General features: G+C 60.0%; 17 protein-coding genes. 10 read left to right on the top strand and 7 right to left on the bottom strand.

The window, feature by feature from the left end; genetic code table 11:
- The first annotated feature begins 66 nt into the window (after nucleotides 1-66).
- Nucleotides 67-1143: an AraC family transcriptional regulator gene (locus EV561_RS16235; RefSeq protein ID WP_132523233.1), complete on the top strand. Its 1077-nt coding sequence runs from the start codon at nucleotides 67-69 to the stop codon at nucleotides 1141-1143.
- A 678-nt stretch (nucleotides 1144-1821) separates the two neighbouring features.
- Here EV561_RS16235 and EV561_RS16225 read toward each other — a convergent pair.
- Nucleotides 1822-2892, bottom strand: a complete 1071-nt coding sequence (locus tag EV561_RS16225; RefSeq protein WP_132523229.1) for a four-carbon acid sugar kinase family protein — start codon at nucleotides 2890-2892, stop codon at nucleotides 1822-1824.
- 178 nt (nucleotides 2893-3070) lie between these two features.
- Between EV561_RS16225 and pdxA the strand changes: the two genes are divergently transcribed.
- The 3 genes from pdxA to EV561_RS16210 all read left to right on the top strand — a co-directional run bounded on the left by pdxA (nucleotide 3071) and on the right by EV561_RS16210 (nucleotide 5479).
- Nucleotides 3071-4060, top strand: coding sequence for a 4-hydroxythreonine-4-phosphate dehydrogenase PdxA (pdxA, locus tag EV561_RS16220; protein WP_132523227.1), 990 nt, complete (start codon nucleotides 3071-3073; stop codon nucleotides 4058-4060).
- An 89-nt stretch (nucleotides 4061-4149) separates the two neighbouring features.
- Entirely contained in the window at nucleotides 4150-4911 is a 762-nt protein-coding gene (locus tag EV561_RS16215) for a DeoR/GlpR family DNA-binding transcription regulator (RefSeq protein ID WP_132523225.1), read from the top strand.
- Nucleotides 4912-5263: 352 nt separating this feature from the next.
- Entirely contained in the window at nucleotides 5264-5479 is a 216-nt protein-coding gene (locus EV561_RS16210) for a hypothetical protein (protein ID WP_132523223.1), read from the top strand.
- 71 nt (nucleotides 5480-5550) lie between these two features.
- On the opposite strand, the gene katG is transcribed toward EV561_RS16210, so the two are convergent.
- Nucleotides 5551-7734, bottom strand: coding sequence for a catalase/peroxidase HPI (gene katG / locus EV561_RS16205; RefSeq protein WP_132523221.1), 2184 nt, complete (start codon nucleotides 7732-7734; stop codon nucleotides 5551-5553).
- 160 nt (nucleotides 7735-7894) lie between these two features.
- Between katG and EV561_RS16200 the strand changes: the two genes are divergently transcribed.
- The gene (locus EV561_RS16200; protein WP_132523219.1) at nucleotides 7895-8812 is read left to right on the top strand and encodes a hydrogen peroxide-inducible genes activator; all 918 of its coding nucleotides are present in this window, start codon (nucleotides 7895-7897) and stop codon (nucleotides 8810-8812) included.
- A gap of 102 nt (nucleotides 8813-8914) precedes the next feature.
- Nucleotides 8915-10801, top strand: a complete 1887-nt coding sequence (gene htpG, locus EV561_RS16195) for a molecular chaperone HtpG (protein ID WP_132523217.1) — start codon at nucleotides 8915-8917, stop codon at nucleotides 10799-10801.
- 89 nt (nucleotides 10802-10890) lie between these two features.
- Here htpG and EV561_RS16190 read toward each other — a convergent pair whose 3' ends face one another.
- Together EV561_RS16190 and EV561_RS16185 are read right to left on the bottom strand one after the other, a co-directional pair.
- Nucleotides 10891-12045 carry a Xaa-Pro peptidase family protein gene (locus tag EV561_RS16190; RefSeq protein WP_132523215.1) on the bottom strand — a complete coding sequence of 385 codons (1155 nt, stop codon included), beginning with the start codon at nucleotides 12043-12045 and terminating at the stop codon, nucleotides 10891-10893.
- A gap of 63 nt (nucleotides 12046-12108) precedes the next feature.
- Nucleotides 12109-13359, bottom strand: coding sequence for an FAD-dependent oxidoreductase (locus tag EV561_RS16185; protein WP_132523213.1), 1251 nt, complete (start codon nucleotides 13357-13359; stop codon nucleotides 12109-12111).
- 115 nt (nucleotides 13360-13474) lie between these two features.
- Between EV561_RS16185 and EV561_RS16180 the strand changes: the two genes are divergently transcribed.
- On the top strand, nucleotides 13475-14512 hold the full coding sequence (locus tag EV561_RS16180; protein ID WP_132523211.1) for an Ldh family oxidoreductase: 1038 nt from the start codon (nucleotides 13475-13477) through the stop codon (nucleotides 14510-14512).
- 90 nt (nucleotides 14513-14602) lie between these two features.
- On the opposite strand, the gene EV561_RS16175 is transcribed toward EV561_RS16180, so the two are convergent.
- Nucleotides 14603-15565, bottom strand: a complete 963-nt coding sequence (locus tag EV561_RS16175) for a dihydrodipicolinate synthase family protein (protein ID WP_132523209.1) — start codon at nucleotides 15563-15565, stop codon at nucleotides 14603-14605.
- Nucleotides 15566-15811: 246 nt separating this feature from the next.
- On the opposite strand from EV561_RS16175, the gene EV561_RS16170 reads away from it, so the two are divergent.
- Nucleotides 15812-16528: a GntR family transcriptional regulator gene (locus EV561_RS16170; protein ID WP_132523207.1), complete on the top strand. Its 717-nt coding sequence runs from the start codon at nucleotides 15812-15814 to the stop codon at nucleotides 16526-16528.
- A 27-nt stretch (nucleotides 16529-16555) separates the two neighbouring features.
- On the opposite strand, the gene EV561_RS16165 is transcribed toward EV561_RS16170, so the two are convergent.
- Nucleotides 16556-16942 carry a nuclear transport factor 2 family protein gene (locus tag EV561_RS16165; RefSeq protein ID WP_132523205.1) on the bottom strand — a complete coding sequence of 129 codons (387 nt, stop codon included), beginning with the start codon at nucleotides 16940-16942 and terminating at the stop codon, nucleotides 16556-16558.
- A gap of 7 nt (nucleotides 16943-16949) precedes the next feature.
- A complete protein-coding gene (locus tag EV561_RS16160; protein ID WP_132523203.1) occupies nucleotides 16950-17654 on the bottom strand; it encodes a GntR family transcriptional regulator in 705 nt (234 codons plus the stop codon).
- Between the two features lie 264 nt (nucleotides 17655-17918).
- Between EV561_RS16160 and EV561_RS16155 the strand changes: the two genes are divergently transcribed.
- Together EV561_RS16155 and EV561_RS16150 are read left to right on the top strand one after the other, a co-directional pair.
- Nucleotides 17919-19751: a gamma-glutamyltransferase family protein gene (locus tag EV561_RS16155; protein ID WP_132523201.1), complete on the top strand. Its 1833-nt coding sequence runs from the start codon at nucleotides 17919-17921 to the stop codon at nucleotides 19749-19751.
- 36 nt (nucleotides 19752-19787) lie between these two features.
- A complete protein-coding gene (locus tag EV561_RS16150; RefSeq protein WP_132523199.1) occupies nucleotides 19788-21311 on the top strand; it encodes an ABC transporter substrate-binding protein in 1524 nt (507 codons plus the stop codon).
- Nucleotides 21312-21316: the final 5 nt, after the last annotated feature.

Genomic DNA, 21316 nt, shown 5'->3' with positions numbered 1-21316 from the left:
CGAGCTTGTTAATGCCAAATTAGCTCGATATTATGCTCAATCATCTCAAATCAGGAGCGCTATGTAATGGATTGGCTCAGCCATCTTCTCTCGGCAATGCCTGTGAGCGGGCGCCTCGACTTGCGATGTCTTTATGGTGCGCCCTGGCGCATCGACCAGGCGGCCGCAGAACAAGGAGCGATGGCCTATCACGCTGTTTTGTCCGGATCGGCGATCGTGGAAGATCCGTTTAGTGGAATCCCGCAGCGGCTCAACGCGGGCGATATTCTCATGATCCCCAGCGGCATCGCGCACAGCCTCCATGACGGCAGCGGCGAGCGCCCGGTCCCAGCCGTCAGCCGACCGGCTCTCAATCTCGTTTTCAGCGAGAATGCCGGGACGGGTGAGCGCCTGGATATGCTCTGCGGCCATTTTGTTACCTCACCCCCGCACAATCGCATGCTGCGAGCCTACCTGCCATCTCTTCTGATCATAAGGGAGCCCCAGGAATTCGTGTCGGGTGCTCGCAGTACGGCCGCAGCCCAGGTGCGCAGCCTTATCGCCTTGATGCGAACCGAATCCGGCGAGGAGAGTTTGGGAAGCCGGGCCATGTTGAATGCGTTTTCGGCTGCCCTGTTCACTTTGGCGCTGCGACTGGCGAGCGAGGCCGCGGACACGCCGGTCGGCTTGCTGGCGCTGGCGGGGAACCCCCGCCTTGCATCAGCCCTGACGGCGATGTTCGAGAACCCTGCGCACCCTTGGACGCTGCCAAATCTGGGGCGCCTTTGCCACATGTCGCGGGCCACGCTTGCCCGGCATTTTCAGGGAAGCCTTGGGCGCTCCGCCAGCGACCTCCTGCTCGATATCCGCATGACTCTGGCCGCCAATGAATTGCGGAAACCGGGGCAATCCACCGGCGCGATCGCCGCCATGGTCGGTTATCAATCGGAAGCTGCCTTCCAGCGCGCTTTCAAGCAGCACGCCGGGATGACAGCGTCACAATGGCGGCGTGCGATGAAGCCAAGGGAAAATCTATCGGTGGCGCTACGTCAGAGATCGCATTCCCGCGGACGGCTCAGTGAATCCGCATCAAGTGACGAAACCTCGCTTGGCGGCGATCAGGGCAGCAGCAGCGCGTGTGCTGACACCAAGTTTTCGGTATAGGTTCTCGACATGCGTTCCGGCGGTGCTTGGAGAAATGCCAAGTTTCCGCGCTATCTCTCTGTTCGAGCGGCCCCTTGCCAGATGCGACAGGACCTCCTGTTCCAGCGGTGTGACGGGCACGGCTGAAATAGTGGTTTGGGACGGGAGCAAACTGCGGGACATCCCGCGGGCGGTCATGACCGCCTTGACGGACTCGACATCAAGCCTGCCCGCAGCGACCTCCTCTGCGATCGGATCCGAGGCAGCCGGCGCGTGGCTCCGAGGCTCTTCCGCGGGCTTCGTAACCGTTGCCACCAAGACGCAGGCTTGCAGGGCTCTGGCCGCCTTCTGCTGGGATAGTCGCTGCCGTCTAGTCGCTCAAAGGCGCGGCTGGCGAGAACGGCTTCATTTTCAAATATTGGAGCACGCTTGAGAGTGCGCTCGGTCCAATGCAGAATGAGCGAATGTGCTCCTCGTCCGCTTCACTGATAAGTCCTCTGCGCCCGAGGGTCGTGTTCGGAACCGCAACGCGGCCCAAGCCGTGGAAGAGAGCAGCCCGGACGAGGCGCTCGCCGGTCTCATGATCGAAATCCAGAACGGGCCGTGCGCGCGGCAATTTCAGCCACTCGCCGGGAACGCTATTTCGCTTTTTTTTGACGGAAGGGAGGGCTATTGAGTCGCTGCAGTAAACCCTCCCGCTCAGGCCGAGGGCGGAAGGCTTGCTTCTTCAATAACATCGCTCAAGGACTGATCATGTCCGAAGCCGCCGGATTTCGTGATCAGATGAGCGGTTGCGTCATTCAGCGTGAAGGCGGAAAGTGGAAGGCCTGTTTCGATTTCACCGATCGGATGGATCGTCTCGACGCCCGCAGCCCCCAGGATCGCAGCAGCAGTGTCTCCGCCGGATGCAATCAGCGTCCCTGGCATGTTGCGCAACATCATCGCGGCGATGCCCGTTCCGAGCCGCTCCGCGACGATTTCACTGCTCTCGGCTGTTTCGGTCTCGACACATCGAACCAGAGTGATGTCCGGCACCTGATCCAGGTCGGCGGGCACGTTACCGTTCGGGGCGATAATGACCGCGACGCGCTCTTCCGAAGCGATGAGATGCTCGACCTGCCGGATGGTGATCGGGTCACGCGACCCTATGACGATCAGCAGGGGAAATGTGAAATCCAGCGCCGCCTGTGACCCTGAGCCGATCGACAATCGATCCGCGAGCGCCTGTCCGAGACCCCTTGCACCAACGGCAAGCACCGCAGGGTTCTCCAGGATATGGTCGGCGACAAGCCCGAGATCAGAGTCCTCGATCACATCAGGCGCATAGACGTCGACATCATCAGGAAAGGCCGGAAGCGGAATTGGCTGATCGACCCCCCGCCCCGTGACATGTCCATTCTGCAGCAATCGTCCCTGCTCGGGGATGGCTGGAGCCAGGACGACGCGACCGCGCGCTAATCCCTCGAGCATCGCAACTGTCTCGGAGACGACATTGCCTTTGAGTCGGCTGTCGATCTTCTTGAAGTAAAGCTCCGGCGAGAAGCGGCGCAATTCCAACGTGATGTCGAACAGCCGCGCCCCGGCGGCCGCGGCGTTCATATGCCGCGTTCCCGTGGCAACGGTCAGCACGTCAGGATCTTCCGCAAGCGCGCGCTTCAAATGGTCGCCGCTCAGCGCGACCGTGACCTTCAGACCCAGCTTCGCAAACGGCGTCGCGGTATCGATCGCGCCGGTCAGGTCGTCGGCCACAATGGCAATTTTCAATGGCATGGCTGTCCTTCCGGGCAAGCGGGCTGGGAGTATTCCTAGGCAAAGCGCGCAAGCGCGTCAAATAAAATGATCCAATCGATCATTTTTTGGCAATTTGATTGAAAACGTCACAGAATTGGGATTAATTGCGTCACGGAACCGGCGTCGTGAGATCGCTGCGATCATGAAAGGCTACAGAATGACGAAACCGATCATCGCGATTACTATGGGGGATCCCGCGGGCATTGGCCCCGAGGTCATCGCCAAGGCACTCTCGACCCCCGCGGTCGAGAATTTCTGCCGACCGTTCGTTGTCGGCGATGTGGATAGGCTGCGGAAGGCGGCCGCCATCGTCGGGACGACCACCGAAATCCGCCTGCTGGACGCGATCGGAGACAGGAAGGAAGGCAGCATCAATGTGCTGCAAGCCGTCGAAATGCCTTCCGATCTTCCCTTTGGCGCAGTCAGCCGCGAAGGTGGCGAAGCGGCCTATCGATGCATCGTGTCCGCGGTGGAACATGCCCAGGCCGGGACGGTCGACGCGATCTGCACCGCACCTCTGAGCAAGGAAGCATTGCATCTGGCAGGTTACCGTTACCCCGGCCACACCGAACTCATCGCCCACCTGACAAGCACGGCTGAAGTATCGATGATGCTTGCCTCCCCCAAACTGCGCGTGGTGCACGTGACAACCCACATCGGTCTCATCGACGCGATCGCCAAGATCGAGCCGGGGCTTGTGCTTCGCACCATCGAGCGCGGTCGGGCCGCCCTGCTCGGCATGATGGGACGCGAGCCCCGCATCGGCGTTTGCGCGATCAACCCGCATGCCGGCGAAAACGGACTCTTCGGTCACGACGAAGAGGCGATCAAGATCACGCCCGCGGTTACCGAGGCAGTGCGCCTCGGTTACGACGTCACCGGCCCGCTTGCCGCCGACACGCTTTTCTTCAGGGCAGTGCGCGGCGATTTCGACCTGGTCGTTGCCATGTACCACGACCAGGGCCATGGCCCGGTCAAGGTTCTCGGCATCGAGGAAGGCGTTAACGTCACCGTCGGCCTGCCGATCGTGCGGACGTCCGTGGATCATGGCACCGCCTTTGATATTGCCGGAATGGGCAAGGCCGACGAGCGCAGCCTGATCTACGCGCTGCAGCAGGCTGCGATTCTGTCTGGTAAAGCAGCCTGATTGTGATATCCGGCGAATGAATATCGATCAGCGCACGATCTCGTCGCCGCGCTGATCGAGGAACCGACCCGAAACGTGAGGGAGGCTACATGACCGGTTTCAACCGGCGAAAGGAAGCCTTGCTTCGGCTGCTCCAAACGGGAGCGCCGAGTGTCAATGCTCTCAGCGCAGCGCTCGACGTCTCGGTCGCGACAGTGAGGCGCGATCTGGCGGCGCTCGCCGACGAAGGCGTGATTGCCCGCACCTATGGCGGAGCAACGCTGCTACAGCGAGCCGAGTCAACTTTCGATTTCAGAAGGCAGTTGGCGGCAGCAGCAAAGCGTAAGATCGCTGAGGCAGCATTCGAAGAGGTAAAGGGCGCCTCGACCGTCTTTCTCGATGCCGGAACGACAATCGGCACCTTTGCTGAAACGCTCGCCCTAATGCAGGATCGGCTGAACGGCCTTGTCGTTGTCACCCAATCGCAACGCGTCGCAGCCAGCCTCGCAAAGGTCTCGTCTATTGAGCTGTTCCTTCTCGGCGGCCGCTATCAGGCCCATTCGGAAGGCGTATTCGGTCCATTGGCCGAAAAGACGATCGAGGCTTTCCGCTTTGACAAAGTCTTCCTCGGTGCTGATGCGGTTTCGGCACGGTTCGGGCTGGGGGAAACGACGCTGGAACAGATCCGCCTGAAGGAGATCGCCATGCAGCGATCGACAAACGTTTGCGTCCTGGCAGACGATACAAAGTTTCATGATCAGGATTTGCCATTTTGGGTGACGCTCCCTGTGGGCGCAAAGGTCATCGCCAACGACATGGCTCAACAGTTGCGAGATGAATTCCGAAGAGCCGCCATTGAGATCAAGGCCTGAAACCTCGTTTGAACTGAAGGCTTACCGAAGCGAACCAGAGTTCGCTCCCGTGAAAAATTTCATCGCGATGACGAGCCATTGCTTTGGAAGCACGATCGGCCAGTTGAGCCAATCGGTAAGTCATCGCTTGCAACGAAACTGAATAGCTGCTTATCTGGCTGCAACTCTGGGAGGGGAAAATCATGAGGGCATTTATCGATCGTCATATGACGAGGATGCTGACACTTGCCGTCGGCTGTTCCGCGGTAGGCGTTATCGCAGAACTCGTACTGCTCAAATAGGATAAGCGCTGGGTTATGTTCTCCTCCGCGTTTTGCTAGTGTTCGAAACAGCAATGCCGTGGAGGCCTGAAATGACCCCTGCTCGATTTACCGAATGCCTTCTACATATCCGCTGGACGCCGATCAATCTGGCGAGCGCGCTCCAGTGCGACTTGTCGTGGATTGAAGCTCTCGAGGCCGGAAATGCCACGGTACCAGCAGATCTTGCCGCCTGGCTTGAGACGCTTGCCCAATGCCATGAGGCAGCCGGCATCCCGACAAAATATCGCGGGCATGGGCACGACTGACCACGCAACGTGAACGGCTACGCATGTAGACTTGGGCGCAACCGAAGCTGCGCCCAAGCAAAATGTTGCGATCAAACGAGGTCGAAACGGTCGGCGTTCATGACCTTGTTCCAGGCCGCAACGAAGTCCTTGACGAACTTCTCCTTGGCATCGGACTGGCCGTAGACTTCCGCCAGAGCGCGAAGCTGCGAGTGCGAACCGAAGATCAGGTCGACGCGGGTACCCGTCCACTTGAGTTCGCCAGACTTGCGGTCACGGCCTTCATAGACGCCGTCCTTGCCGGCAAGCGGAGACCACTGCGTGCCCATGTCGAGCAGGTTGACGAAAAAGTCGTTCGTCAGCGCCTCGGGACGCGATGTGAACACACCATGCTCCGGTGCACCCGCCCTCAGCACGCGAAGCCCGCCGAGGAGAACCGTCATTTGCGGCGCGGTCAGGCTCAGCAGCTGTGCGCGGTCGACGAGAGCCTCCTCAGGCTTCATGAACTGCGGGCCGCCGACATAGTTGCGGAAACCATCGGCACGCGGCTTCAAGGCTTCGAACGAATGGGTATCGGTCTGCGCCTCGGAAGCGTCCATGCGGCCCGGCGTGAACGGCACTGACACGGCGTGACCGCCGGCCTTTGCAGCCTTCTCGACACCGGCTGCACCGGCAAGGACGATCAGATCAGCCAGCGAGATCTTCTTGCCGCTGCTTTGTGCGGCGTTGAAGTCCTTCTGGACGCCTTCGAGAACACCGAGCACCTTGGCAAGCTGCGCGGGCTGGTTTGCATCCCAATCCTTCTGCGGCGCAAGGCGGATGCGCGCGCCGTTAGCGCCGCCCCGCTTGTCGGAACCGCGGAAGCTGGAGGCGGAAGCCCAGGCGGTCGAGACGAGTTCCTGTACGGAAAGGCCGGTTGCGAGGATCTTTTCCTTCAACGCAGCAATATCCGCGTCGTCGATAAGCTTGTGATCCACGGCCGGGATCACGTCCTGCCAGATCAGATCTTCAGCCGGCACTTCCGGACCGAGGTAGCGGACCTTCGGTCCCATATCGCGATGGGTCAACTTGAACCAGGCACGGGCGAAGGCATCTGCGAACTCTTCCGGATTTTCAAGGAAGCGACGCGAGATCTTTTCATAGGCCGGGTCGACGCGCAGCGCCAGGTCGCTGGTCAACATGGTCGGCAGATGCTTCTTCGAGGAATCGAACGCATCGGGGATGGACGCGTCGGCATTCTTGGCTTTCCACTGCTTGGCGCCGGCCGGGCTCTCGGTCAGCTCCCATTCAAAAGCGAACAGGTTTTCGAAGAAGTAGTTGCTCCATTTCGTCGGCGTCTGCGTCCAGGTGACTTCCAGGCCGGAGCCAATGGAGTCCTTGCCGACGCCCGTGCCGAACTTGCTTTTCCAGCCCAGACCCTGGTCTTCGATAGCGCTGCCTTCCGGCTCGACGCCGACGAATGACGGATCGCCAGCTCCGTGGGTCTTGCCGAAGGTGTGGCCACCGGCGATCAGCGCCACGGTTTCTTCGTCATTCATCGCCATACGGGCAAAGGTTTCGCGGATATCGCGTGCCGAAGCGAGCGGATCCGGGGTGCCGTTCGGGCCTTCCGGGTTGACATAGATCAAGCCCATCTGCACGGCGCCGAGCGGCTCCGCAAGCTCGCGTTCACCGCTGTAGCGCTCGTCGCCGAGCCAGGTGCCTTCCGGACCCCAGTAGAGCTCTTCCGGCTCCCATACGTCGGCGCGGCCACCGGCGAAGCCGAAGGTCTTGAAGCCCATGGATTCAAGCGCGACGTTGCCAGTCAGGATCAGAAGGTCTGCCCAGGAAATCCTGTTGCCGTATTTCTGCTTTATCGGCCAGAGGAGACGGCGGGCCTTGTCGAGGTTGACGTTGTCCGGCCAGCTGTTCAGTGGCGCGAAACGCTGCTGACCCTGACCCGCGCCGCCGCGGCCGTCGGTAATGCGATAGGTGCCGGCGCTATGCCAAGCCATGCGGATAAAGAGGCCGCCATAGTGGCCGAAGTCGGCTGGCCACCACTCCTGCGAATCGGTCATCAGCGCATGAAGATCCTTCTTGAGCGCATCGAGATCGAGCTTCTTGAATTCCTCGGCATAGTCGAACGTCTCGCCCATCGGATCGGAACGAACCGAATGGCCATGAAGCATCTGCACATTGAGCTGGTTCGGCCACCACTCGCGATTGCCTCTGCCGCGTGCGCTATTGCCATGCGGGACGGGACACTTGCCGGCGCTGTCGGGTTTTTGGTCGTCCATTAGCGTTCTCCTTGGATTGCTTCGATTTTCTGCCGTCGAAGGGAGCATCATCCGCCAAGCGGGCCGGGGCAATCCCACGCATCCTCCCTTGCATTCTTCTTAGCCGAAGCGTGTGATAAATTTAAGTTGGATTTACTGATTGTTGCGATAAGTTCCGGTTATGAAGAACCTAACATTGAAACAGCTCCGATATTTTGAAGCCTTGGTCCGTCACGGCCGTTTTCGTCTCGCAGCCCATGCCTGCGCGATCTCTCAGCCGGCCCTGTCGATGCAGATCAAGGAACTCGAGGAAGACCTCGGAAACGAGCTTTTTGAACGCAGCGCACGGGAAGTGAAACTCACCGCCTTCGGCCAGACGTTTGCGTCGCGAGCCCGTGAAATCCTTCGCGCCGTCGACGAGTTGGAGGATCTCGCCCGCGCCGCCCACAATCCCTTTCTTGCGCGCCTTCGCATCGGGATTATTCCAACCGTCGCTCCCTATCTTCTGCCTGCCATTATAAACGAGTTGAACAGGACATTCGATGGCATTCAAATCGAGGTGCGCGAAACCCAGACGGCGAAGCTGATCCAGGAATTGGCACAAGGCGACCTCGATCTTGCGATCGTCGCCCTCCCGGTCTCGGAACCGTCATTGACCGAACTCAAGCTCTTCGAAGAAGAGTTCGTCCTGGTCCGGCACCTCGAAGACGAGGGCAAGCCGGTCCCCGACCGGGATATGCTGCGCGAGATGCGATTGCTTCTGCTGGAGGAGGGCCACTGCTTCCGCGATCAGGCGCTATCCTTCTGTCGAATCGGCTCTGCGCGGCCGCGCGAAATCATGGAGGGCAGTTCTCTTTCCACCCTGGTTCAGATGGTGAGTGCCGGCATCGGCATCACTTTGATCCCTGAAATGGCGATCCCGATGGAAACACGCTCGGCCCAGATCTCGATATCCCGGTTTCGATCTCCCCAGCCCTCGCGCACGATCGGAACGATCTGGCGCAACTCGACGCCGCTGGTCAAACAGCTGCTGGAGATATCGGAAGTAATTCGCCATGCGGCTGATACCATGCGCGGACAGCCCGGATATAGTCCCTGAGCCATCACGCCAGCTTCATTCACATCTTCCGTCTTGAATTTTGGCGCTGATCTTGCCAACTCTCGGCGCGATCATTTGATTTTCGAAGGAGAATAAAGACACATGACCACTGCAGCAGAAAAGCCCGCCGAGAGCCACGTCTTTGAAGCCGACGTCGCCCGTCTTCTGCATATGATGGTTCATTCGGTTTATTCGGACAGAAACGTCTTCCTACGGGAGCTGATTTCGAATGCCGCCGACGCCTGCGAGAAGCTGCGCTACGAGGCGATCGAAACGCCGTCTCTCCTTGGAACCGATGTCGAGAGCCGTATCACGATTACGCTCGACGAGGAGAAGCAGCAACTCATCGTGGAGGATAACGGCATTGGCATGAGCCGCGAGGAGATGGTCGAGGCGCTTGGCACCATCGCCCGATCGGGAACGCGAGCTTTTATAGAGCGGATCGAAGCAAGCAAGGCCAATGAGGGCGCCCAGCTGATCGGTCAATTCGGCGTCGGCTTCTATTCCTGCTTCATGGTGGCCGAGCGTGTCGACGTGATCTCGCGCCGCGCCGGCTCGCAGGAAGCCTCGCACTGGTTCTCCGACGGCAAAGGCAGCTACACCGTCAGCCCTGTAGACACCGCGGAAGCGCCTGCACGCGGCACCCGCATCACCCTCCATCTGATGGAGGATGCGAAGGAATATACGTCTCGCTGGACCGTCGAGCGCATCGTCAAGGAACAATCCGGCCACGTGCCTGTTGCAATCCGCCTCTTCGACAAACCCGGCAGCGAGCCGGTGCAAGTGACGGATGGCACCGCCCTTTGGACCAAGTCGAAGAATGAAGTGACGAAGGACGAATATACGGATTTCTACCGCGGCACTTCAGGCCAGTATGACGAACCGGCACTCACCGTGCACTTCCGAGCGGAAGGACGGCACGAATATACTGCACTGGCATTCGTTCCAAGCTCGCAGCCTTTCGACATGTTCGATCCCGATCGCAAGGGGAGAATGAAGCTTTACGTCAAACGTGTCTTCATCACGGACGATGCCGAACTCCTGCCCCGCTATCTCCGCTTCGTACGCGGTCTCGTCGATACCGCCGACCTCCCGCTCAATGTTTCGCGAGAGATGATTCAGGAAAGTCCAATCCTGTCCTCGATCCGCAAGGGTGTCACAAGCAGAATCATCAGCGGCATCGAAAAGCTCGCGGAAACCGAGGCCGACAGCTTCCTCAAGCTCTGGGAGAATTTCGGGCCGGTTCTCAAGGAAGGCATCTACGAGGATTTCGAGCGACGCTCCCAGCTCCTGGCACTCTCACGATTCCGCACGACATCCTCGGGCGAAGGCTATCGCTCCCTCGGCGACTACGTGAAGGACGCAAAGGACGGTCAGAGCGCTATCTATTATCTCGCCGGCGGCAGTCTGGAGCAGCTGAAATCATCGCCGCAGTTGGAAGGTTTTCGCGCCCGCAGCGTCGAGGTTCTGCTGCTGACGGATTCGATCGATAGCTTCTGGGTCATGAACGCGCCGGAGTTTGAAGGCAAAACGTTCAAATCGATCACACAGGGCTCGGCGGATCTGTCTCAATTCCCCAAGACGGACAGCCAGCAAGCCGCCGAGCCGGAAATGGCCGCAAGCACGCAGGCTTTCATTGCTTTCGCCAAGGATAAGCTTGCCGATCAGGTGGCCGATGTGCGGGCATCCGATCGTCTGACCGAAAGTGCCGTCTGCCTCGTTGCCCCGGAAGAGGGCTACGACCGCCAGATGGAAAAGATCCTGCAGGGCGCCGGGCGACTCCAATCCGTCACCAAGCCGATCCTGGAGATCAATCCGGATCATCCCACGATCAAAGCGATCGCGGCTGGGGAAGGCGACCTGCCGTTTCGCGAAGACGCAGCACTGCTGCTGCTCGATGAAGCGCGTATCCTCGACGGCGATAAGCCGGCCGATCCCCGCGCTTTCGCCGAGCGCCTGGCACGCGTATTCGAAAGGGCTGTGCGGTAATAGCTGATGAGGCAGGGGCGATATCGCACCTTGCCTCATTTGGACTTAAGTGGCCTGCCGATGGGATTGCTTCCATCAAGCGAGATATTTCACGCAAAGGGCTCGGTCGGGCTCTTTGACGGGAGCGTAAACCACTCCGGGCCATTTTCCGTCATGTGGATATGGTCTTCCAGGCGAATGCCGAAGGCTCCAGGGCACACGATCATCGGTTCCACGGAAAAACACATGCCTTCCGCCAGCGGCAAGCGGTTTCCGCGCACGATATAGGGATGTTCGTGAATGGAGAGACCCAAGCCGTGGCCGGCCCGGTGCGGCAGGCCGGGAAGGCGATAGTCGGGTCCGAGGCCTTGGCGCTCGAGTACGGCGCGCGCGGCATTGTCGAGACCTTCACATGGAGCCCCGATTTTTGCGGCGTCAAAGACCGCCCGCTGTGCTTCGCGCTCCAGGTTCCAGATGCGGGCGACCTCTGATGTCGGCTCTTCCAGCGTATAGGTCCGCGTCAGGTCCGAATGATAGCCGTCGAGACGGCAGCCGGTGTCGACGAGGATGACGTCGCCTGCTGCGAGCGTCTGGTCGCCGTCTGCACCATGTGGCAGCGAGGTCGCAAGACCGAAGGAGACGATGCAGAAGCTTGAACCTTCGGGAGCGCCGAGGAGGCGATGCTGCTCATCGATATAGCGGACGACTTCGGAGGCCCGAATGCCGGGCTTCATCAGGGCATGCGCCCGGCGATGCACTTCGAGCGTCAGCCCCATGGCATAGCGGATGATATCGATCTCGGCCTTCGATTTTCTGACGCGGATATCGCGAACGATCGCGCCGCCATCGACAAGACGGTCAGCACCGAATACGCCCGCCAGCGAATGATAGACGAAAAGTGCGATTTCCTCGTCGAGCCCGAGCTTGCCGTTCGCAGGGATGAGATCGGTAATCAACTGAGAGCTGCTTTCGTGCTCTTCCCAGGCGGCAATCTCGCCGGCCAGACGGGGAAGCGTCTCGATGCGGGAGCACTCGAAACCGGGTGCGATATAGATGAGCTTGGTCGGCGTAACGAGAGCGCCGACCAAGCGTTCGCTCGGGTGCCAGACGAGGCCGGTAAAGTATCGCAGGCTCTCGGTAGAGCCAAGAAGGAAGGCGGCTAGGCCCGCAGCCTCCATGCTCTGGCGAAGATGCGCAAGACGCTCCTGCCGCTCTTCGTCGGTGATGCGGGCTACAGGATGCGACCAGTTCGAAACGTCGGTCATTGGCTGTCCTTTACTTTGCTGAAATCCTGACGTGCGTGCGGCGGGTAGACATCGCGGTCTCCGCTAAAATCTGTAGGGAGAAAACGGTGAAAGATCGATGGCAGGCTTCTCTCCCGCAAGCAGGTTCGCAACGAGACGAGCCGTTCCGGCAGACTGTGTGAGACCCAGATGGCCATGACCGAAGGCATAGATCACCGCCGGAGTGCTGCGCGCGCGGCCGATCGCGGGCAGGCTGTCGGGTAGTGACGGCCTAAATCCCATCCACTGCACGCCGTTCTCGGGCTTCAATCCCGGCAGAAAAGCCTGCGCCTTCTTCAGCATTGCTTCCGACCGCTTGAAATTTGGTGGCAGATCAAGGCCACCCAGTTCCACCGCGCCACCGACGCGGATGCCGGTGGATAGTCGCGTCACGACGAAACCATGGCCGCCGAAGGTGAGCTGTGTCCGCAGATCGAAAGCGCCCGAGGGCAGCGTGGTGTTATAGCCGCGCTCGGTTTCAAGCGGGATTCGGTCTCCGATCGTTCGCGCGATCCGGTGCGAGAATGCGCCCGCCGAAACCACGACCTGCTTCGTGTGCCGTGTTGTCCCCTCCTTGGTCACGATATCGACGCCGCCCTCGACGGACCGCAAAGCGACCACTTCCGCCGTTTCTATCCGACCGCCTCGTTTGCGGAAATGATCCGCCAACGCGAGCGTATAAAGCTTTGGATCGGCGATCGAATACCAGCCGGGCGTGAACGTGCCATGGGTGAAACGGGAGGCGAGACCCGGCTGTATCTCTGCCATACGGGCGGCATCGAGATGTTGGAACTCGATGCCGTGCTGCTCGCGGACCTTCCAGCCTGGCAGTGAGGCATTCAATTCCGCTTCGCTTTCATAAAGCTGCAGATTGCCTTCCTTCCGCAGCATCGACAGCGTTCCGGTTTCCTGCAGGAACGGCTCAAGCGCGGCCTTCGACAGGTCCATCAAAGCGGTTTGCGCCGCCGTTGAATGCGCAACTCGACCAGGCGAGCAGGCACGCCAGAACTGAAACATCCAGGGAGCGATCCTGAGCGCATAGGCGGGCGGTATCGTCAGCGGGCCGAGCGGATCAAGCAGCCATTTCGGCGCTTTCTTCAAAATACCCGGAGAGGCGAGCGGCAGGATGTCGGTGAACGCAAATGCGCCGGCATTGCCCGCCGACGCGCCGGCGGCCGGGCCCTGTCGATCCAGAACTGTGACCGCAAATCCGCGCTGTTGTGCGACAATCGCAACGGATAGTCCGACAACACCTGCACCAATTACAGTAAGCTGAGATTCGGTCTGACTGGTCATCATGCCTCTCTGGAGAGCCAGCGAAAATTGCTCGCGTCTGATTTTCGTATACTTTATGTATGCAGACATCAACTGCCTTTGCCATCGCGGCAAGGCTCTAATCGGTGGAAGACCCATGAGGGAGAAAATGAATTTGACCTTTGATGAGCTACGTGACCGCGTCGAGGCAATCTTCCGCAATGCGGGCCTCAACGCCATTCAATCCGCCTCGCTTGCCAGCGTCATCGCCCGTGCAGAACGCGATGCCTGCAAATCGCATGGAATCTATCGGGTCGAGGGCATCCTGCGCACGGTGAAGGCAGGGAAAGTGAAACCGGATGCCGTGCCGGAACTAGCCACACAGCCGGATTCCGCGATCGTCAGGGTGGACGCCAAGGGCGGGTTCTCCAACCCGGCAGTCGAGCTCGGCGTGCCCGCGGTTGCCGTGCAGGCGCGTAAACATGGTCTGGCCGCCCTCGTCATCAACGATTGCACTCATTTTGCGGCCCTGTGGCCGGATGTCGAGGCTTTGACGGAACAAGGGCTTGCGGCGCTCGCCATGTGTCCCAGCTATTCGACGGTCGCTCCATCAGGAGGCAAGCTGCCGCTTCTCGGCACCAATCCGTTTGCGTTCGGCTGGCCGCGCGAGGGCAAAGAGCCCTATGTCTTCGACTTCGCCACCTCCATGGCCGCTCGCGGCGAGATCGAATTGCACCGGCGCGCAGGCAAGGCACTCCCGGAAGGCTGGGCGATCGGGCCGGATGGTGAACCGACCATCGAACCGGAAGCCGCACTTGCCGGCGCCATGCTCCCATTTGGCGGGCACAAGGGCTCGGCGATCGGCACGATGATTGAATTGCTTGCCGGGATAATGATCGGCGACCTGACGAGCCGGGAGGCGCTGGATTATCTCGGCACCACCGCGCTCGCGCCAGCGCACGGCGAACTCATTGTCGCCTTTTCTCCGCAAGCCTTCGCCGCCGGCCGGCCGGGTGATCCGTTTGCCCGTGCGGAGCTTCTGTTCGAAGCGATTGCAGGCCAGGGCGCCCGCCTGCCCTCTCAACGTCGATTCGCCGCCCGCGCGATGTCCGAGACTGATGGCATCGTCCTGAACGAGCAGGAGATGCAGCAACTTGAGCGTCTCCGCACCCTCGGGCTCGATGCCGTCGATTAGTCGGATATCTCGGCCTGCTTTCGACTGCACATCAAACAAAAAGGCCCGCCGATGAGGCGGGCCTTGATTCATTTCGCCATCAGTTGAAGCTCAGGGCTTCGACTTCTCGACTGCACCCGGAAGCTTGCTCCACTCGGCGTACCAGCTGTTGAACAGTTTGAACTGAGCTTCGACATAGCCGCGTTGGCTTTCGGACAGTGCATCCGTCTCGTTGAAGTGGAGCGTATATTCCTTGGCACCCTTCAGCACCATCATGTGCTTGAAGTAGAGAACGAGGTCCGGTCCTTCATCGAAGGACGAGAGGACGGCAAGTGCCTGTTCCAGTTCCTGCGCACGCTGGCGAGCGTCGACGTCGCCTGCTGCAGCAGCCTGCGAAAGGTTGCAGAGGTGGATGACTTCCTTCGGAAGCACGTTTCCGATGCCGGTGATGGCGCCGGTCGCACCGCAATTCACGAAACCGTGGAACACTGCGGTATCGACGCCGATCATCAGCGAAACGTCATCGTCGCGGCTGGTAATGTTTTCGGCCGCATAGCGCAGATCGGCAGGGCCGCCGAATTCCTTGAAGCCGACGAGGTTCGAATGCTCCGCGCGCAGTGCGAAAAACAGGTCAGCGCGCGTGGCAAAGCCGTAATAGGGGCTGTTGTAGATGACCGCCGGGAGGTCTGGTGCTACAGACAGGATCGCCTTGAAATGGGCCTTTTGCGCAACCAGCGACGGACCGCGAGACAGAACGCGCGGGATGACCATCAAGCCCTGTGCGCCGACTTTTTGCGCGTGTGCAGCGTGGGCAACTGCCGAGGCCGTGTTGACCGCGCCCGTGCCGACGATGACGGGTATGCCGGCTTTGACGAGACGTTCGACGCCTTCCATGCGCTGCTCGTCGCTCAGAAGCGGCCAATCACCCATGGAGCCGCAATAAACGACAGCCGACATGCCTGCAGCAATGAGCTCCTTGCCCTTGCGAACCATCGATTCAAAATCCGGGCTGCGGTCTTCCTTGCAGGGGGTCATGAGCGCCGGAACGACGCCGGAAAAGATCTTGGCTTTCATTCTAATTCCTCTTGGACTGGCAGGCCTCATGACACGATTGTCCGCCTGGAAGGCTGAGCCTTGCGTTACTAATAGCGTCTTGTATTCTATTTGTCGACAGAAAAGGTGCGCCAGCTCGAAGATCGAGGATTCCGGCGACGACGACGGTTATTGGTCTTGGTTTGGATGGCGGCTTGACTAGCCTGCGACCTTCGTCGACAAATTGCATTCAAGCCCGTGGTTGGCTATCGGAGAAAAATATCAGGCATGGCGCATATCGAACCCGAGGAAAGCGATGTTCGCCGCGCGCGCGGCACCGGCACTCAAAGTGTCTATACGGTGCTGCGCAAAGAGATTCTCGACATGACCCTGCCGCCTGGAGACGCACTGGAAGAAGTCAGGCTTTCGGAACGTTTCGGTATGTCCCGCACCCCGGTCCGCGAGGCACTGCTGAGGCTTTCCGGCGAGGGCTTGGTCACGACGTTGCCGAACCGCAATACGATCGTCTCACAGATAGACTTCGCGACGCTACCAACCTATTTCGATGCCCTGACGCTGATGTACCGCGTGACCACCCGTGGTGCAGCGCAACGTGCAAGACATGAGGCCATGGCCGACATCAGGAGATGGCAGCAGGAATTTGCCGCCGCCGTTGTCGCCCATGACGCCTTGGCGATGATCGAGGCGAATCGTGAATTCCACGTTGCGATCGCCGAACTCGCCGGCAACCCCTATTACACGGTTTTCTTTAGCCGGCTCCTCGATGAGGGACGGCGCATCCTCAGGCTCTATTACCGCACCTTCGACGATCGCCTGCCTCGGCAGTATGTCGACGAACACGAGGAGATGATCGCGGCGATCGAAGCTCGGAACGTCGAGCTTGCCGACAAGCTTGCCGCCAAACATGCCGAGCAGATCGTCAAGCAGATCCAGGATTATCTGGCGCGCGACCTTGCAGATCCGATCGATCTTTCCGCCAGCTGAGCGAGTGAACGCCCTAATCGGGGCGTCTCATCTCTCGATCTGCGAAACGTGATTGAGCGCGATTACCCATTTGTCGTCGCGTTTGCGCATCAGCCGGGTGTTGACCCCCGTCTGGCCGCCCGCGGCACGCACGAGATTGTAATTGCTGATGAGCTGCGCGGCATCCGGAGCCAGCATCTCGATGCGGATATTCGAGAAGGCTAGTTCCCCCTGCGAGCCCGGGGAGCCGCCGTAATCCGCGATATAGTGATCCAGCGTCGACTGCCAGTCCTTCTGGATGCGGCCGCGGGATACGAACACCACATCAGGATTGGCAAAGCCGGCCATGTAGCCGTGGAAATCGCCACGGTTCCAGGCTGCCTGCATGTCCGAGATAACGGTGCGGATAGCATCTTGTTCAGCATTCACGGACATTTCGAACTCATGCCTCTTCAATAAGATTGGTTTCAGTGACGAGGTCTTCTTCCTGTCGCTGGCGCTTGATCAGAACTTCCTGCGCTGCCGAAACGAGATGCCGGCGCAACGCATTTTCGGCTGCCTTCGGATCCTGGTCGAGAATCGCGTCGACGATCTGCTGATGCTCGTTGCAGGAGCGCTTGAGGCGACCCTTGTCCTTGAGCTGATACTTGCGAAAAGGCGCAAGCTTCAGCCTCAAGGTCTGAGCCGCAGCGATCAGATCACTATTATGGCTGCCCTGGAAAAGAAGGCTGTGGAAACGGGTGTTCAACTCATTATAGGCGGCGTGCTCGCCTTCTTCGGCGAGCACATTCATTTCGCGATGGATGTTTTCGAGCTCCGCGCGCTCGCTCATCGTCATTCGATGGGAAGCGAGCCGGCCGCAGGTCGCCTCGAGCTCAGCCATGGCTTCGAACATCTCATCGATCCGCTGGGCCGAAATCTGCGTGACAACGACGCCCTTGTATGGCTCTCGCTCTGCCAATCCGCGCCCACAGAGAATATGCAATGCCTCGCGCACCGGTGTCCGCGATACATTGAATTGCGCAGCGATGGATGCTTCATCAAGGCGCGAGCCTGCCGGAATTGCACCGTTGATCACGGCATCTTCGAGCTGTTCGGCGATGAAATCGCTGCGACTTTTCCTGCCGGGAGCCCCTGTATCCAGCATTTTCTTATCCTTTGTCGTGGCGCTTACCCCTCGTGCGCCCGTTTTTTATGATTATGCGAGCGCACAGAATTTTACACAATCTGCTTGCAACCGGCACAACAAATATACAATATGTCCACAGAGATCGCATGGCAATGATATTTTTTTGGCCCTCCCGATATGAGGGCTTGTATATAATTTGGCGGCTAACGGCTTACATTGTCGACAAACTCTGGAAGGAGGCGACATCGGGCCGGCGGCGGCCGATAGGGAGTTGGAACTAAAATGACTTTTACCACACGGCCGGAACTGAGGGGCACGTTCGGTGCTGTTTCCTCCACGCATTGGTTGTCATCCGCCGTCGGCATGTCGATGCTCGAAAAGGGGCACACAGCCTTTGACGCAGCGGTCGCAGCCGGTTTCGTGCTGCAGGTCGTGGAACCGCATTTGAATGGTCCGGGCGGTGAAGTACCGATCATCGTCACGCCGGCCGGCGCGGATAAGCCAATCGTGATCTCCGGGCAGGGACCTTCTCCCTCCAAGGCGACGGTCAAGTATTTCAGGGATCTCGGTCTCGACATCATTCCGGGCACCGGCCTGCTTGCAGCCTGCATTCCCGGCGCATTCGGCGCCTGGCTGACGCTCCTGCGTGACTATGGCACCGCCGAGCTCGAAGACGTGCTCGCTCCCGCCATCTACTATGCGCAGAACGGCCATCCGCTGGTGCCGCGCATCGCCAATACGATTGCGTCGATGCGTGAGCTTTTCGAAACACATTGGCCGAGCTCCGCCGAACTTTACCTGCCGGGCGGCAACGCACCGCAATCCGGCAAGCTCTTCCGCAATCCATATGTTGCCGCGCTCTATCAGCAGATTATCGACCAGACCAAATCGGCAAAGACGCGCGAGGCGCGCATCGATGCCGCCCTCGACTTCTGGTATCGCGGCCCGATCGCCGAGCGTATCGAAGAATTCTGCGCGACCGAAGAGGTGTGGGACGTTTCGGGCCGCCACCACAAAGGCCTCATTACCGCCCAGGACATGGCCGACTACAAGCCGCTGATCGAGCAGCCGGTTTCGGTCACCTATGGCGACTACGAGATCTTCAAATGCGGTCCATGGTCGCAAGGTCCGGTGCTTCTGCAGATGCTGCAGATCCTGAAGGGCACAGATATCGCCGATCTCGATCCGATGAGCGCCGATTTCGTGCATCTCGTCGTCGAGACCGCCAAGCTTGCCATGGCCGATCGTGATGCCTGGTATGGCGACAGTTCCGACGTACCGCTCACAACGCTGCTGTCTTCCGGCTATGCCGATAGCCGTCGCGCATTGATCGGCAGCACCGCATCTATGGAAGTGCGCCCCGGTTCGCCGGACGGGCGCAAGCCCACTCTGCCGCCGCTGCGTGCGGTGGGTACCATTCCGCAGCCGGGCCTCGGCGGCGGCGAACCCACCGTGGCGCGCGAACCGAAGCTTCCGAACGACCGGGAAGGCGAACCGAGCCTCACCCGCGAAGGCGCACAGCGCGGCGACACCGTGCAGGTGAGCGCGGTCGACCGCTGGGGCAACATGGTTTCGGCAACGCCTTCCGGCGGTTGGTTCCAGTCGAGCCCGGTCATTCCGGGTCTCGGTTTCAGCCTCACCACCCGCGGCCAGATGTTCTGGCTCGAGGAAGGCCTGAATTCCACGCTGATGCCGTCCAAGCGGCCGCGCACCACGCTGACGCCATCGACCGCTTTCCGAAATGGGCAGCCCTATATGGCCTTCGGCACGCCGGGCGGCGACCAACAGGACCAGTGGCAGCTGACCATGCTTCTGCGCCACATCCACAAGGGAATGAACCTGCAGGAGGCGATTGACGCCCCCTCCTTCCATACCGACCATCTGCCGAGCTCCTTCTGGCCGCGCGAAATCAGTTTCGGCGCCGTCACGCTGGAATCCCGCTTTCCGGAAGCGATGCAGAAGGAACTGGCGGCACGCGGACACAAGATCACGATCGGCGACGCCTGGTCGGAAGGACGACTTGCCGCCGTCGCAAGAGAGATGGACGGCGAAATGCAATTGGTAAAGGCCGGCTCCAACCCGCGTGGAGTGCAGGGTTACGCCGTCGCTCGGTGATGCCGAGACAGCAATGAAAACAAGAGAGGAACAAAGATGAAGCCATTATATGTTGCACTCGCAGCCGGCCTGACCCTGAGCGGCCTTGCGGTATCTGTCGCCCCAGCTGCTGCGGCTCAATCGGTGCTGCGGATCGGCCTTCAGGACGATCCGGATACGCTTGATCCGGCTTCCAACTGGAGCTTTGTCGGGCGCCACGTCCTGCAGTCGCTTTGCGACAAGATCGTCGACGTCGATGACAATGGCCAGATCATCCCGATGCTTGCGACGAGCTGGGAATGGAATGCAGACAGCACCGCGCTGACGCTCAAGCTCCGCAAGGACGCACTCTTCCACGACGGCACCAAGGTCGACGCGGCTGCGATCAAGTACAATCTAGATCGCGACCTGAACCTGAAGATCTCCCGCCGCAAGCCCGAGATCAGCGCAATCAGCAGCGTCGACGTGGTGGACGACTACACGGTCAAGATCAACCTCAAGGAACCCTCCGTTCCCTTGCTTGCCGCGCTCAGCGACCGCGCCGGCATGATCATCAGCCCGAAAGCCGGCGAAGCACTTGGCGAGAAGTTCACCAACGCCCCGGTCTGCTCCGGCCCTTACAAATTCGTGGAACGCCTCCCGCAGGATCACATCACGCTGGAGAAATTCCCGCAATATTACGACGCGGCGAAATACCATTTCGACCAGATCATCTTCAAGGGCATGCCGGACTCCAACGTCCGCCTGCTGAACCTGCGTTCGGGACAGCTTGATCTGATCGAGCGTCTGGCAGCGACCGACGTCGATGCCGTCAAGGCCGACCCCTCGCTTGCCGTCGATCCCGTCGTAGGCCTCGGTTACTATGGCATCACCTTCGACATCACCGGCGAGGGCGCCAACCTCGATGCCGGCAAGAAGGCGGCTATCCGTGAGGCCGTCAGCCTTGCGATCGACCGCGACGCCATCAACAACGTCGTCTTTGCCGGTCAGGCAAGCCCCGGCAACCAGCCTTTCCCGCCGACGAGCCCTTACTACGACAAAGACTACCCGGTTCCGACGCGTGACCTGGATGCTGCCAAGAAGAAGATGGAAGAGGCCGGCGTGAAGTCCGTCAATCTGGAACTGCTCGTTCCGACTGACGCCGAGCGCCAGCAGGTGGCCCAGCTCGTCCAGGCGATGGTCCAGGAAATCGGCATCACCGTCACGATCAAGCCGACCGAGCTGATGACGCTGCTTGATGTCGCCCGGCAGGGCAAATTCCAGTCCCACCTTGTCGGCTGGAGCGGTCGCGTCGATCCCGACCTCAACATCACGCCGATGCTGGCCTGCGGCGCAGCCGGCAACGACGCGCATTACTGCAACAAGGAGCTCGACGAGACACTGACCAAGGCCCGCGCCATCAGCGATGTCGAGGCCCGCAAGAAGGAATACAACAAGGCAGTCGCGATCCTGCTCAAGGACCTGCCGATCGTCTACATGTATCACTCGCAGTGGATCTTCGCGCATAACGCCAACATCACCGGCTTCAAGGCCAACCCGGACGGCATCATTCGCCTGACTGATGTCAGCCGCAAGAACTAAGTCTG

This window comes from Rhizobium sp. BK376 (assembly GCF_004341625.1).
In the GTDB taxonomy this organism is placed as follows: Bacteria; Pseudomonadota; Alphaproteobacteria; order Rhizobiales; family Rhizobiaceae; genus Rhizobium.
Note: the sequence above shows the minus strand (reverse complement) of the source record. Positions and strands in the feature narration are given on the sequence as shown.

What these genes read in the sequence shown, in the direction of transcription:
- EV561_RS16200 (WP_132523219.1), top strand. Translation starts at nt 7,895, where the DNA reads ATGAAGAACCTAACATTGAAACAGCTCCGATATTTTGAAGCCTTGGTC.
- EV561_RS16215 (WP_132523225.1), top strand. Translation starts at nt 4,150, where the DNA reads ATGACCGGTTTCAACCGGCGAAAGGAAGCCTTGCTTCGGCTGCTCCAA.
- EV561_RS16180 (WP_132523211.1), top strand. Translation starts at nt 13,475, where the DNA reads ATGAGGGAGAAAATGAATTTGACCTTTGATGAGCTACGTGACCGCGTC.
- EV561_RS16160 (WP_132523203.1), bottom strand. Translation starts at nt 17,654, where the DNA reads ATGCTGGATACAGGGGCTCCCGGCAGGAAAAGTCGCAGCGATTTCATC.
- EV561_RS16170 (WP_132523207.1), top strand. Translation starts at nt 15,812, where the DNA reads ATGGCGCATATCGAACCCGAGGAAAGCGATGTTCGCCGCGCGCGCGGC.
- pdxA (WP_132523227.1), top strand. Translation starts at nt 3,071, where the DNA reads ATGACGAAACCGATCATCGCGATTACTATGGGGGATCCCGCGGGCATT.
- EV561_RS16165 (WP_132523205.1), bottom strand. Translation starts at nt 16,942, where the DNA reads ATGTCCGTGAATGCTGAACAAGATGCTATCCGCACCGTTATCTCGGAC.
- EV561_RS16150 (WP_132523199.1), top strand. Translation starts at nt 19,788, where the DNA reads ATGAAGCCATTATATGTTGCACTCGCAGCCGGCCTGACCCTGAGCGGC.
- EV561_RS16210 (WP_132523223.1), top strand. Translation starts at nt 5,264, where the DNA reads ATGACCCCTGCTCGATTTACCGAATGCCTTCTACATATCCGCTGGACG.
- EV561_RS16190 (WP_132523215.1), bottom strand. Translation starts at nt 12,045, where the DNA reads ATGACCGACGTTTCGAACTGGTCGCATCCTGTAGCCCGCATCACCGAC.
- katG (WP_132523221.1), bottom strand. Translation starts at nt 7,734, where the DNA reads ATGGACGACCAAAAACCCGACAGCGCCGGCAAGTGTCCCGTCCCGCAT.
- EV561_RS16175 (WP_132523209.1), bottom strand. Translation starts at nt 15,565, where the DNA reads ATGAAAGCCAAGATCTTTTCCGGCGTCGTTCCGGCGCTCATGACCCCC.
- EV561_RS16225 (WP_132523229.1), bottom strand. Translation starts at nt 2,892, where the DNA reads ATGCCATTGAAAATTGCCATTGTGGCCGACGACCTGACCGGCGCGATC.
- EV561_RS16185 (WP_132523213.1), bottom strand. Translation starts at nt 13,359, where the DNA reads ATGACCAGTCAGACCGAATCTCAGCTTACTGTAATTGGTGCAGGTGTT.
- htpG (WP_132523217.1), top strand. Translation starts at nt 8,915, where the DNA reads ATGACCACTGCAGCAGAAAAGCCCGCCGAGAGCCACGTCTTTGAAGCC.
- EV561_RS16155 (WP_132523201.1), top strand. Translation starts at nt 17,919, where the DNA reads ATGACTTTTACCACACGGCCGGAACTGAGGGGCACGTTCGGTGCTGTT.
- EV561_RS16235 (WP_132523233.1), top strand. Translation starts at nt 67, where the DNA reads ATGGATTGGCTCAGCCATCTTCTCTCGGCAATGCCTGTGAGCGGGCGC.